Annotated in this window: 13 protein-coding genes and 2 pseudogenes; 6 read left to right on the top strand and 9 right to left on the bottom strand. The window is 69.9% G+C overall.

All coding sequences use genetic code 11. The features are described from left to right. Positions 1–148 precede the first annotated feature (148 nt). The 6 genes from AB0B45_RS37755 to AB0B45_RS37730 form a co-directional block, all read right to left on the bottom strand. Complete coding sequence (locus AB0B45_RS37755) at positions 149–2290, bottom strand: peptidase domain-containing ABC transporter (protein ID WP_358140910.1); 2142 nt, start codon at positions 2288–2290, stop codon at positions 149–151. Then, a complete protein-coding gene (locus AB0B45_RS37750) occupies positions 2290–2529 on the bottom strand; it encodes a hypothetical protein (protein WP_358140907.1) in 240 nt (79 codons plus the stop codon). The genes AB0B45_RS37755 and AB0B45_RS37750 overlap by 1 nt, the downstream gene beginning before the upstream one ends. After that, a complete protein-coding gene (locus AB0B45_RS37745; protein WP_358140904.1) occupies positions 2514–3491 on the bottom strand; it encodes a TIGR04500 family putative peptide maturation system protein in 978 nt (325 codons plus the stop codon). The genes AB0B45_RS37750 and AB0B45_RS37745 overlap by 16 nt, the downstream gene beginning before the upstream one ends. Next, positions 3488–4486, bottom strand: coding sequence for a hypothetical protein (locus AB0B45_RS37740; RefSeq protein ID WP_358140902.1), 999 nt, complete (start codon positions 4484–4486; stop codon positions 3488–3490). The genes AB0B45_RS37745 and AB0B45_RS37740 overlap by 4 nt, the downstream gene beginning before the upstream one ends. Positions 4487–4577: 91 nt before the next feature. Continuing rightward, complete coding sequence (locus AB0B45_RS37735; RefSeq protein ID WP_358140899.1) at positions 4578–4727, bottom strand: putative ATP-grasp target RiPP; 150 nt, start codon at positions 4725–4727, stop codon at positions 4578–4580. 240 nt (positions 4728–4967) lie between these two features. Continuing rightward, entirely contained in the window at positions 4968–5819 is an 852-nt protein-coding gene (locus AB0B45_RS37730) for a DUF72 domain-containing protein (RefSeq protein WP_358140896.1), read from the bottom strand. Between the two features lie 98 nt (positions 5820–5917). Between AB0B45_RS37730 and AB0B45_RS37725 the strand changes: the two genes are divergently transcribed. The 4 genes from AB0B45_RS37725 to AB0B45_RS37710 all read left to right on the top strand — a co-directional run bounded on the left by AB0B45_RS37725 (position 5918) and on the right by AB0B45_RS37710 (position 8814). Continuing rightward, positions 5918–6247: a PadR family transcriptional regulator gene (locus tag AB0B45_RS37725; RefSeq protein ID WP_358140893.1), complete on the top strand. Its 330-nt coding sequence runs from the start codon at positions 5918–5920 to the stop codon at positions 6245–6247. After that, positions 6244–7209 (top strand): HD domain-containing protein, encoded by a 966-nt coding sequence (locus AB0B45_RS37720; protein ID WP_358140890.1) that lies wholly within the window; start codon positions 6244–6246, stop codon positions 7207–7209. Before AB0B45_RS37725 ends, AB0B45_RS37720 begins: the two co-directional genes overlap by 4 nt. Before the next feature lie 77 nt (positions 7210–7286). Then, on the top strand, positions 7287–8366 hold the full coding sequence (locus tag AB0B45_RS37715; protein WP_358140887.1) for a DUF6745 domain-containing protein: 1080 nt from the start codon (positions 7287–7289) through the stop codon (positions 8364–8366). A 10-nt stretch (positions 8367–8376) separates the two neighbouring features. After that, positions 8377–8814 (top strand): hypothetical protein, encoded by a 438-nt coding sequence (locus AB0B45_RS37710; RefSeq protein WP_358140885.1) that lies wholly within the window; start codon positions 8377–8379, stop codon positions 8812–8814. Between the two features lie 103 nt (positions 8815–8917). On the opposite strand, the gene AB0B45_RS37705 is transcribed toward AB0B45_RS37710, so the two are convergent. Continuing rightward, positions 8918–9697 carry an alpha/beta hydrolase gene (locus AB0B45_RS37705; RefSeq protein ID WP_358140936.1) on the bottom strand — a complete coding sequence of 260 codons (780 nt, stop codon included), beginning with the start codon at positions 9695–9697 and terminating at the stop codon, positions 8918–8920. Continuing rightward, positions 9697–10389 (bottom strand): gamma-glutamyl-gamma-aminobutyrate hydrolase family protein, encoded by a 693-nt coding sequence (locus AB0B45_RS37700; protein WP_358140882.1) that lies wholly within the window; start codon positions 10387–10389, stop codon positions 9697–9699. Before AB0B45_RS37700 ends, AB0B45_RS37705 begins: the two co-directional genes overlap by 1 nt. A 72-nt stretch (positions 10390–10461) precedes the next feature. On the opposite strand from AB0B45_RS37700, the pseudogene AB0B45_RS37695 reads away from it, so the two are divergent. Further along, positions 10462–11298: pseudogene (locus AB0B45_RS37695) on the top strand (transposase). A 188-nt stretch (positions 11299–11486) separates the two neighbouring features. Beyond that, a pseudogene (locus tag AB0B45_RS37690) lies at positions 11487–11716 on the top strand (zinc ribbon domain-containing protein); the annotation flags it as partial. On the opposite strand, the gene AB0B45_RS37685 reads toward AB0B45_RS37690, so the two are convergent. Continuing rightward, positions 11703–12467 (bottom strand): 3-oxoacyl-ACP reductase, encoded by a 765-nt coding sequence (locus AB0B45_RS37685; protein WP_358140879.1) that lies wholly within the window; start codon positions 12465–12467, stop codon positions 11703–11705. The pseudogene AB0B45_RS37690 and the gene AB0B45_RS37685 overlap by 14 nt on opposite strands. Positions 12468–12526 lie beyond the last annotated feature (59 nt).

The raw sequence follows: 12526 nt of genomic DNA, 5'->3' as shown, positions 1-12526 counted from the left end.
CGATCAAGACGATGCGGGATACGGGTCGGGACATGTTGGACAAGTACAAGGAGACGTCGCGGGGTGGTTTGGCGGTCAACGTCATCGAGTGCTGAGGCTGTCGCCGCTCTGCCCGGACGCGGTTGGCCTGGCCGAGGCCGTGACCGGGTCATCCGGACGGCACGGTCTGGGCGGCGACCAGTTCCGCGTACGTGCCTCCCATGGCCATCAGCCCGTCATGGGTGCCGCGTTGCACGATCCGCCCCGCGTCCATCACGAGGATCAGGTCGGCGTCCCTGATCGTGCTCAGCCGGTGCGCGATGACGATCCGGGTCTGGACGAGCCGTCCCAGATTGGCCTCGATCACCTCCTCGGTGGCGCTGTCGAGGTTGCTGGTGGCCTCGTCGAGCAGCAGCACTTTCGGCTGCGACAGGACGGCGCGGGCCAGGGCGAGTCGCTGCCGCTGGCCGCCCGACAGTCCGGCGCCGTCGGTCAGCATCGTCTCGTATCCCATTGGCATGTCCATGATCTGGTCATGGAGCGCGGCCAGCCGGGCCGCTGCGACCACCCGGTCCAGAGAGGCGCCGGGGTCGTTGAGCGAGATGTTGTCCCTGATCGAGCCGTTGAACAGAGAAGGGTCCTGGGTGACCACGCCGAACTGGCGGCGCAGGGTGCGCAGGTTCAGCTCGGCGGCAGGGACGCCGTCGTAACGGATCTCTCCCTCGACCGGGCTGTGCAGCGCCAGCAGCAGTCTCGCCAGCGTGCTCTTGCCCGATCCCGAGGCGCCGACCAGGGCGATCTTCTGCCCCGGCCGGATGGCGACCGAGACGTCCCTCACCGTCCACGGGCCGCGAGGGTCGTGCCGGAAGCTCACCCCGCGCAGTTCCACCGCGCCGCGCAGCCGCAGCACCTCGATGCCGTCGCTCGGTTCCGGCTCGGAGGCCAGGATGTCCGACAGCCGGTCGAAGTGGGCGCCGGCCTGCTGAAGGCTCTGCAAGCCGGTCATCAGCGAGCTCAGCGGGGTCAGCGCCCCGACCGCGATGGCGTTGAGCGCGATCAGCGCACCCACCGTGAGCTGCCCGTCCAGCACGCGCCAGGCGCCCAGCCACATCAGCCCCAGCGGCGCCGCCACCCGGATCGCCGACAGCGCCGACTCCAGGAAACCCCTGGTGAGGCCGGCGCGCACATCGGCGTTGAGCTGCTTGGCGAAGTGGGCCGACCACTGCTCCACCGCCCGCCTCTCCGCACCGGACGCCTTCAGCGTCTCGATGCCGGTGATCGCCTGGAAGAGGCTGCTCTGGGAAGCGGACAGCGCGGTGAGCTCCTGCTGGGTGAGCGTGGCGATCCGGTTGGCGGTGGCCAGCAGCAGGAACGTCTGGAGCAGCGCCACGCCGGTCAACGCCATCCCGAAGACAGGGTCGTACAGATAGACCAGCACGAGGTAGCCCACGGCGAGCGGTCCGTCGAGCAGCGCCGCCACGACCTGGCCGGTGAGGATGTCGCCGAGCGCCGAGACGCTGGCGGCACGGGTCACCAGGTCGCCCTTGCCGCGCTGGGTGAAATAGCGGTACGGCAACGCCACCAGATGACCGACCACGCCTTCGGTGAGCTCCTGGTCGGCTCGGGCTCGTACCGCCACCAGCAGCGCCGCCCTGAGGTAACCGATGACGAACTGGGCCGCCCCCGCCAGCAGCACCGCGCCGCCCAGCAGGGACAGCACCTCGGCCGCCCGTGACGGGACGATGGTGTCGATCAGCAGCTCGGAGAACAGCGGCAGGGCGAGGCCGAGCAGTTGCAGGAGCAACGAGGCGGCGATCACCTGCGCGAGCAGGCCGCGGCGGCGCCGGAACAGGGTGCGGACGAACTCCCTGCGCCAGGCGCTCGCCATCGAGGACGTGCCGCGGCGGAATCCCGCGTCGGGTTCGAAGACCAGCAGCACGCCGGTGAACCCGGCGCCGAACTCCTCCGCGGTCAGCCGGCGGCGGCCCTGCGCCGGGTCGACGACGTCCACCCGGTCCGGCGCCCAGCGTTCGACCACCAGGAAGTGGTTGAACTCCCAGTGCGCGATCGCGGGGAGCGGCACGCGCGCCAGATCCTCGGGCGCGAGGGAGAAGGCCCGCGCCTTGAGGCCGTGGTCACGGGCGCCGTCCACGATGGCCTTGGCGCTCAGGCCGTCCCTGCCGACCTGGAGCCGTTCGGCGACCTGCTGCAGGGTGGTGCGCTGACCGTGGTGACACAGCACCATTGCCAGGCAGGCCGCGCCACACTCCGTGTCGTTGTTCTGCAGCAGGACAGGGGGGCGGCGCAGCATCAGGACGCCGCCTTCAGCGCCAGCGCGGTCAGCACCGCCGCGCCCGAGACGACGACGGCCGCCAGCACCCACAGCACCAGGAACGAGGGGCCGCTGATCACCACCGGCATCCGGGTGCCGCCGGCGCGGTGTGCGACCCGGTTGCGCACGGCTTCCTCCCGGTAGACGGCTCGTTCCTGCGGGGGCCGGGGACGCGGGATGGGGCGCGTGTCGTCGGAGGCGGTCACGACCAGTGCCATTCGACCGTGGCCGCGGCACGGCGCTCACCCAGCCAGTCGGCGAAGGCGGCCCGCCCTGCCGCCTCCAACGTCTCGGCGTCCCTGACGGCAGGCGTCCTGGACAGGACGGCTCCGCTCAGGTATCCGCCGTCGGGCGCCTCCTCGGGCCCGACCACCTGGCCGACCGGCGCACCTCGCAGGGCCTCGGGCAGATCCGTCTCCCAGCGGGTGCCGACGGTCACCACCGCGTCGCCCAGTGAGGCAGGGACGGCCAGCAGGTCGTCCACGGCGCCGGCGGTCACCTTTTCCCCGCCGGTGACCCAGACGGCCTTGACGCGGGTGAAGTCGCCGGGATGGGCGGCCAGATGGCCCGGTGCCAGCTCGGCCTCCTTGTCCCTGCGGAAGCGGCGGCGGCGGGCGATCCCTTCGACGTACGCCTCGAACTGCTCGCCTGACATGCCTGCCGCGGACATCCAGCCGAGCGTCGAGGCGCGGTCGTGCAGTCCCCTGCCGCGGCGGAACTCGTCCGCCGTCGCCTGCAGGTCCGCCGCGCTGACCGGCTCACCGTCGTCGCCCGCCGCGGCCAGCAGGCACTGGTCGACGATCTCCTGGTACGGCGAGGCGCCGCGCCCCGACAGCGACCTGAGCATGGTCAGCGCCTGGGGCAGCGACACGTGCATGCCGTCCACGCTCACCAGATGCCCTGCCGCCCAATGCGTCGAATGGTCGATCAGCCAGGGCACGCCGTCCTCGGGCGGGGCGGTCAACGCGACCGTGCCACCGCCCGGATGGTCGAGGATGAGGTCGTAGTCCACCACGGGCGATCCGGGGCGCTCGTCGACGACGAGCTGCGCTCCGGTCCGCGGGTGCCGCGCGGCCCACTCGTCCGCCGCACGCCGTGCGGCCGCGACGCCGGAGCGGCGGCGGGGCAGCGAGCGCAGCAGGTCGGTTCCCGACTCCAAGGTCTTCGCGAACTCGGTCATCGATCTCCTCCGTCCATGAGCCAGTCCGCGATCGCGTCACTGACCGGCAGCCCGGCCCACAGTTCGACGAACCCCCACGCGCCGTTGGAGTTCAGTTCCAGGAAGACGTACTCGCCACCGGGCGTGACGATGAAGTCCAGAGCGGCGTAGGTGAGCCCGACATCGGAGACCAGGCGGGCGCAGCGCCGCGCCACGTCGGCCGGCAACTCGTGCCGCGCGTACCTGACGCGGTCGTTGTCGTAGTGCCGCCAGTCGTCCCTGGCCGTCTTGGAGGCCGACGCGTCGATCTCCGCCGCCAGCACCTGCTCGCCCACCACGATCACCCGCAGCTCGACGGCCTTGGGAACGTACGGCTGCAGGATGATCGGCTCGTGCTGCACGCGGTGCCGGGAGGTGAGGTGGCGGCGGGTGACCACGGTCGTGTACGCGCGGTGCTGGACGCCGTCGATCTGGAACCGCTCGGCGGCGATCTGCTTGGCGACCAGCCGCCCGTCCGCCGACTCGTACTCCTCCGTCAGCCGGGCGGGATCGTTGGTGTAGGTGGTGTCGGGCACGGAGAGGCCGAGCTCGATCGCCCGTGCGAGGTGGAAGATCTTGTTGTGGGCACGCAGCTCGTCCGCGCGGCGCCCTGGCAGCCAGCGGGCGTCCAGCAGACTCCACACGCCGTCCAGCATGATCTCCGCCTGGAGCTTGACGTGCGCGCGCTGGCTCGGGTCGGTCACGGCGCCTGCGGCCTGCGGCCCGCTCGGCCGGCTGCGCCAGACCGCCGTGACCCGGGACAGGTCGATGGTCTCGGTGCCGGTGTCCAGGAGCAGCCGGCGCGTGCCGCCGGTGAACGACGCGGTGATCCGGCTGCGTCCGGGATAGTCACCGTTGTCCCACCACAGCACCGGCGTGCCGCCGGTCGCGAGCTCGTCCGAACCCACCAGACAGGCGCCGCGCCGGCGCAGCGCGGCCAGCACCCTCTCGGCGGCCCCGTCCCCGCGCCCGCTCATGATCATTATCACTGCTCGGTCCCCGTCTCGAAAAGCGCGGTGGAACGCCCTTCGCGTTCCACCGCGCCGTGTTCATCCGATGACTGCTGGATCAGACGAGCCACCACTCGTAGGGCACGTCGTTCAGGGTCCAGGCGCTGACCTCCCAGCGCGGCTTCGCGCCGCCGGCCACCTGGCCCAGCTCGGCATCGGTCAGCTCCGCACCCTCGAAAGGCAGATCGTCAATTGTGATCTTGGACATGTCGTTCCTCTCAGCCGCGTGACCGCGGCCTCCATCGATTCCCTGCTCGTCATGCGAGCCGGGCGCCGAGGGCGCACTGTCGGCCCCCGGCTGCACTGAGAACCGTAGAAACGGACACTTGGGGACGACTTGGGATCTACTGGTCCCGCCCGAGCGGACCGCGACCGTTCACCTCGCAAGCTGCCGCCTGACCAGGACGCCCGCGCGCGGTCACACGGGCTTCCTGCCGGTTTTCGGCGGTCAGAAGAGGGTCAGGGGATCGGCCGGCGCCGGTTCGGGCAGCGGCTCGATCTCGGGCAGGCGGGCCCGCACGTCGTCGTGGAAACGGCGGGCGAGCGTCAGCGCGTCGGCGTTGTCGGGCGTGTGGATGAACACGGTCGGCGAGCGGCCTTCGCGCAGCCACTCGGTGACCGTGCCGATCCATGGCTGCCAGCCCTCGATCGTGCGCGCCGTGGCGTCCCGCCCGAGGTAGCGGATGATCGGACGGTCGGTGAGAGCGCGCGACCTGCGGGGCAGGCGCGGCTTCTTCGTCCACGCGTCCCGTTCGGCGTCGCTGGTCGGAGGGCTCTGGAAGAGGGTGACGGTGTCGAACGGGATCCATTCGGCGCCTGCGTCCGCGAGAACCCTTTCGAGGAGTCGTTCGGATCGCGCGTCGTCGAAGAAGGCGCGGTGGCGGACTTCGACGGCGTATCTGTAGGAGCGGGGGAGCCGGCGAAGGAAGCCGGCCAGAGTGCCGAGGTCGGTGGGGGCGAACGAGCCAGGCAACTGCACCCACAGGGCATGGGCCCTCGGCCCGAGTGGCTCGATCGCCGCCAGGAATGATCGGAGCTCCTCGTCGCCGCCGGTCAGGCGGCGCTCGTGCGTGATCGTCTTGGGCAGCTTGACGACGAAGCGGAAGTCGGGGGCGATCTGCCGCGCCCACGACTCCACTGTGCTCCTCGCCGGTGTCGCGTAGAACGTCGTGTTGCCCTCGACCGCGTTGCACCAGGTCGCATAGGACCGCAGGCGCTCCCCTGGAGGGAGCGGGTGAGGCAGAAGACGCCCCTGCCATGGCGCGTGAGTCCACATCGCGCATCCCACATGAAGCCGCATGAACCCGACGCTATCGAAGGTGAGAGGGAAGAGCGCGGCAGCCAATCCTCTCCCTCTGGAGATATCCGAAGGGTGCCCCCCTATGTAGTGTTCGAGCTATGCCGAAGATGACCATGACGTTCCAGCTGGTGCTCGGAGCGTTCCTCGAGGCGCCCGAGCGCGAGTTCTACGGCCTGGAGCTGATGAACGCGACCGGGCTGGCGAGCGGGACGATCTATCCCATCCTCGGCAGGCTGGAAGGCCTGGGCTGGGTGGAAAGCCGACAGGAGGATCCCGACGTCGGGACGCGCGAGAAAAGGCCGACCCGTCGTTACTACAAGGTCACCGCCGATGGCCTCGAAAGCGGTCACGCGGCCATCGCACGAGCTCATCGATCCAGGAAGCAGCCGGCCCCCTGGTGGCTTCCTCGCACGGGAGGCGCGCTGTGAGCATCCAGCCGATCCTGGCGGCGCTTCCCCACGAGTTACCTCCCGAGCAGCTCCGGATGGTCGAGCGCGCCTACACGGTGGCCGCCTTCTGGCACCGCGACCACAGGCGCAGGAGTGGGGAGCCGTACATCGTCCATCCGGTGGCGGTGGCGATGATCCTCGCCGAGCTGGACATGGATCACGAGCTGCTCTGCGCGGCGCTCCTTCATGACGTGCTCGAAGACTCGGCGTGCACGGACACGGAGTTGCTGCGCGATTTCGACGAGCGAATCGTCGCACTGGTCCGCGGGCTGAACGCGCTCCGTCACTCCGCTGACCTGGAATGGTGCGCCGACGAGCGCGTGCTGACGCTCAAGCTGGCCGACCGGCTGCACAACCAGCGGACGATGGAATTCCTGCCCCGGGACAAACAGCGCAGGAAGTCCCGGGAGACGTTGCGAGCCTTCGCGCCCGCCGCGGCTCGGCTCGGACTGGAACCGATCAGACAGGAGCTCGAGCAGCTGGCGGGCTCGGTGTTGTCGGCGCCCGCCGAGATCCGGTTCACCTTCCACACGGTCGCGATCGGCGCGACCATCCTCCCCGCCGAGGTTCGAACGCGGTGGCTGGCGGAGTGGCTGGGCGAGCTTCACGCACTCCCCGGCGGATGCGCTCGACTGCGCTTCGTCGTGCGGCTGCTCTGGGGCATGCCGCGGATGGCGGCGGTCCTGCGCCGGCCCCCGCTGAGCGTCCGCGACCTCCTACGCCCGAGAGTTCGCGTCCTGCTGCGCTGCGTGCGGTGGCTCGTCAGGTCGGACGCGCGCGTGTGGACGCTGCTCGCGCCACCCCTCGCCTGGCTGGTGCTCGACACCGCGGCCGATCGCCTCGGCGACGCGATGGTCATCCTCATCACCGTTCCACCCGTCCTGGCAGCCGGCGTGCGGGCCGTACGGGCCCGGCTCGAGGATCGTCGGTACGGAGAGTAAGGCGGTGGACAGGTGCCGCGCCGATCTGGCACCATTCCGGACATGATCGTTGGAAAGGACGACGCCACCTCCATCCGGTGAGCGTTCTGGTGCAGCGGGAAGCTGCCGACATCCGCGAAGAATGGCAGGGCTGGGCGTTGTCGACGCTGCCCGCCGACCGTCCGGCCGCAGAGGCCGCCATCTCCGGGCTGTACCGCCTGATCGGGCTCGCCCCACCGCGTTTCCACTGGGTCGCGTCACCGATCGCGGCCCTGGCGACCGTTCCCCCTGGCGTACGCCTACGGCCGTCGGAGGCCGTCGAGCGCATGTCCGAATGGCCGCTGCCGCCGCGGTTCACCGCAGCGATGAGAGCGCTGAGCCGCGAACTCGACGCCCAGCTCAGATGGGTCCATCGGCCCATGGAACAGCTGATTCGCCGGAAGGTACACAGCTCGCTGTCGCGATCCGCCGACAGCACCATCCGCAGGCCGCTCGACCTGGCGCACGACGAGCCGTACCGCCTGAGCAGCGTGTACGGCATGCAGTGCGCCTCCTGGGTCGCCCACTACGACGCCCTCCGCCGGGCGGCCGGCGTGGTCTTCACCCCCGAACAGACCAGGCGCCTCGAGCTGTGGGCGGCGGCGATCCGGTCGTGCGGCTGGTGGTGGCCCCGCGAAGGCGTGTGCGTCATCTCCGAACGGCCGGTCACCCTGCGCACGGAGGTGTGGGGAGATGACGGCGAGGTGCGGCTGCACTGTCCGGACGGCCCCGCGATGCGGTACGCGGACGGCTGGGACATGTACGCCTGGCACGGCACGAACGTCCCCTCCTGGGTCGTCACGGATCCGAGCGTCCAGCGGATCGCCCATGAGCCCAATGTCGAGGTCAGGCGGTGCGCGATCGAGCACATCGGCTGGGCGTCCTACATCGACCAGGCAGGGCTACGGCTGGTCGCCTCCGCGCCCGACCCCGGCAACCCGGGCTCGGACCTGCTGCTCTACGACATGCGACGGGAGACCAGGGTGCTCCTCGCGGTCAACGGGTCCGTCGAACGCGACGGGCGCCGCCGCCGGTACGGGCTGACCGTGCCGGGATTCCTCGACGATCCGGTCGCCGCCGCGGGCTGGACCTACGGGCTGTCCGCCGAGCAGTACTCCCTTCTCGTCCGCCGAACCTGAGGTGACTTCCATGACTGTGACTCTCGCTTCCCTCTCCCAGCAGACCGGACTCGCCGTGCTCGACCACCTCGAGCAGTCGGTGCGCATCCCCGTCGTCGACGGCCTCCAGGCCCAGGGCGACCTCATCGTCATCCCGCTCTCCTTCATCGTGTCGTCCGTGAGTCCCTGGCGTGAGGCCGAATGGGCGGACGTGCCTCCTGAGGGAGTCGAACTGCTTCGCGGCGGGGCGGGCGGCAACCCGCACACGCTCGTCGCCGACCCGGACACCTGCCGGTGGACGACCGACGTGACGGACTCCGACCTGCTCGCGATCGGCATCTTCGAGACCTCCGCGGTCGCCTACCTTCTGCATCCCGAGCACGGGGCCACGGGCTGCACGCCAGGGACCTACGTCGTCAGGCGGCAGCGCGAACACGAAGGGCACAGGGCCCGCCTCGTCGCGGACTGATCCTCGGCAGGTCCTCCCCTGAGGGTGTCACCCGCGCGGGTGGCACCCTTTCGCGTTCCGAGTCAGCGGCCGGCGGTGAGTAGCTCCACGTCTCACATCGCCATCAGGCGGACAGGAAACCCCTGACGGCATCCAGCCACGCGTCCGGCTGGTCGATGTGAGCCATGTGCCCCGCCTCCTCCAGCACGACCGCGCCGCCGCACGGGGTCCGGTCGACGAGCGAAGAGGGGAAGGTCATGTCCTGCCGCCCGTGCAGAAGGAACAGCGGGACCCCCGCCAGCCTGTCGAGCGCGTCGGGATACCTGGCCGAGGGGAATCGGCCGCTCCGGTACAGCTCCAGATAGGTGGAGGTGAACGCGACCCGCTCCAGCCTCCGGAGATAGCCGGGCAGCGACTCCGCCTTCCACACGTCGCGGGCCGCCGTCGCGAACGCCTCGGCGCGGACCAGCGCCGCTCCCTCCAGCGATGAGGTCTCCCATACCGACGGGTGGGCACGGCTTCTGCGCTCGTACTCCGCCCACCCCGCGAAGGCGTCGGGCGGCACCGGCAGGACGCTGCTCGACGCGACGATCAACCGTCTGATCAGCTCGGGGTATCGGACGGCCAGGCGCTGGGCGAGCAGCCCGCCGTACGAGAAGCCGAGGACGTCGACCGGAGACGAACCGATCAGCTCCGCCAGGTCGTCCACCATCGCGTCGGGGGTCAGCGGCTCGGCCGCCGGGGAGCGCCCGCACCCGCGCAGGTCGGGGAAGAGCAGCCGGTGCTCGCCCGCCAGCCGGTCGAGCGGCTCCACCAGGTAGCTGTGGTCCCAGTCGGGTCCGCCGTGGACGACCAGCAGGGTCCTGTCGGCGGGCCCGCCGAACTCTCTGACGTGCAGGCGCATCACGCGGCGGCCTCGACGAGCGCGCGGAAGAGCAGGCCGTCCTCCCCGGCCTCGGGATGCCACTGGACGCCCAGGGCGAAACGATGACTCGGCAGCTCGACCGCCTCGATCGCGCCGTCGGCGGCGTGCGCGGTGGCGTTGAGCCCCGAGCCCAGGCGGCGGATCGACTGGTGGTGGTAGTGCGGGACCGTCACGGGCTCCTCGCCGACGATCCCGGCCAGCCGGCTGCCCGGAGTCACGGACACCGGCATGTGCCCGAACTCGCCAGGGGCCGGGGCATGCCCAGAATGGCCGACCACGTCGGGAAGATGCTGGTGGAGGCTGCCACCGAGCGTGATGTTCAACACCTGGAGCCCCCGGCAGATGCCCAGGAAGGGCAGCCCCGCCTTCAACGCGGTGTCCGTCAGCGAGAACTCCGCCGAATCCCTGAACGTCCTGATGAACCCGGTGCGCTCGTGCGGCGTCTCGGCGTACCGCGTCGGGTCGATGTCACCCCCGCCCGCCAGGATCACCCCGTCCAGCCTGCTCACGATCGAGGCGGGATCACCGGCGGGCGGCAGGATCACCGGCTGCCCACCGGCCCGCACCACCTGCTCCACATACATGTACGGCAACAGCGCCGTCGTCATCTCCCACACCGTGAACTGCGCGGGCTCGACGTAACAGGTAATGCCGATCAAGGGTCTGGTCATCAAAACTCCTGCGGGGCTCCTTCGTGCGGGAAGGGCCCACGTCCTCATTGGCCTTTAGCTAAAGTGCGGAGGGTGGCTCGAACCGTGAAGCGAGCCTACAAATATCGCTTCTATCCCACTCCCTCACAGGCAGACATCCTGTCGCGAACCTTCGGATGCGTGCGCCTGGTCTACAACAGAGCACTCGATCTTCGCAGCAGTTCCTACGCTGCGCACGGCAAGCGCGTTTCCTACGCGGAGTCCTCTGCCGCGCTGACAGAGTGGAAGCGGCGCGAGGAGCTGGCGTTCCTGAACGATGTGTCCAGCGTGCCGCTGCAACAGGCGCTGCGTCACCTGCAAAGCGCCTTCGGAAACCTCTTCGCGGGGCGGGCGCGGTACCCGACTTTCAAGTCCCGCAAGAAGTCGCGGTCCAGCGCCGAGTTCACCCGCTCGGCGTTCACCTATCACGATGGCCTCCTGAAGCTCGCCAAGATGGACGAGCCACTGGATGTCCGCTGGTAGCGTCCGCTTCCTCTGGCTGCGCGACCCTCCACCGTCACCGTCTCTCGTGACAGTGGAGGCCGCTGGTTCGTGTCCATCCTGATCGAGGAGACGATTACCCCGCTGCCTCCCGTCGATCGTTCGGTCGGCGTGGATGCCGGACTGTCGGCGTTGGTGACGCTCTCCACCGCGGAGAAGATCACCGGCGTGAAGGCTGAGAGGGCCGATCGCAAGAGACTGGCCAAGGCGCAACGGAACCTGGCACGCAAGGCGAGAGGCTCGGCCAATCGGGAGAAGGCCCGAGTCAAGGTCGCCCGCGTTTACGCGCGGATCGCCGACCGGCGACACGACCAGCTGCACAAGGTCACGACACGGCTTGTTCGCGAGAACTGTGAGGATGGCTGTGTGCCGCTTCGAGCCACGGCTTGACCCGCGCGAGAACAGACCATGGTGTCCTAGTTTGGATCTGTCGGCCGGAGCTTCGAAGCGGTGCCCGCTGTCACCGAGGCGTCGGAGCGTGTCCCGATAGGGGCCTTGCCGCGAACAAAGCACCATCACAGTTCTGACCGCTCCTGCCGCCCCGGCGACGGCCGACCAGCCCCCACGCCGAGCAGGAGCCGCTCGGCGTCCGGTCGTGGACGTGCGCCTGCGGCGCCGTTCACGACCGGGACGTCAACGCTGCGAAGAACATCCTGGCCGCCGGGCTGGCGGACAGGTGAAACGCCTGTGGAGCTGATGGAAGACCTCAAGGAGAGTTCTCTCCTGCGGGCGGTCGGCGGTGAAGCAGGAACTCTCTCGGGGCGACCCGAGGGCACCTCCTTCGGGAGGGCAGGTCAAAGCGGGGTAACGTACGCCCCCGAGATGCCGCCGTCGACCAGGAACTCGGAGCCGGTGATGAACGACGCGTCGTCGGAGGCGAGGAAGGCGACCGCGGCGGCGATCTCGGCGGCCTCGGCGAAGCGGCCGACGGGGATGTGGACCAGGCGGCGCTGGGCGCGCTCGGGGTCCTTGGCGAACAGCTCCTGCAGCAGCGGTGTGTTCACCGGGCCGGGGCAGAGGGCGTTGACCCTGATACCCTCGCGGGCGAACTGCACGCCGAGCTCCCTGGACATCGCCAGCACGCCGCCCTTGGAGGCGGTGTAGGAGATCTGGGAGGTGGCCGAGCCCATCACCGCGACGAACGAGGCGGTGTTGATGATCGAGCCCTTGCCCTGGCGCCGCATGTACGGGATGGCGTGCTTGCAGCACAGGTAGACGCTCGTCAGGTTGACCTCCTGGACGCGTCGCCACGCCTCGATGCCGGTCTCCAGGATGGAGTCGTCGTCGGGCGGGGAGATGCCGGCGTTGTTGAATGCGATGTCGACGCTGCCGTAGGTGTCGAACGCGGTCTGGTACATCCTGACCACATCGTCCTCGTTGGTGACGTCGGCTCGCACGAACAGGCCGCCCACCTCGTCGGCGGCCTTGGAGCCCGTGGGCTCGTCGAGGTCGACGCAGACGACCTTGGCGCCCTCCTCGGCGAACCTTCGCGCGGTGGCCAGGCCGATTCCGCTGCCCGCGCCGGTGATCACGGCGACGCGGTCCTGCAAGCGCTGCATATGTCCTTCTCTCTCGGTTGCTCTGCCCGGATCCCGAGCCCGGGGGACCTCTCCGGCGG

The organism is Nonomuraea sp. NPDC049152 (assembly GCF_040648355.1).
Lineage (GTDB): Bacteria > Actinomycetota > Actinomycetes > Streptosporangiales > Streptosporangiaceae > Nonomuraea.
This window is presented reverse-complemented; position numbering and strand designations above follow the sequence as displayed.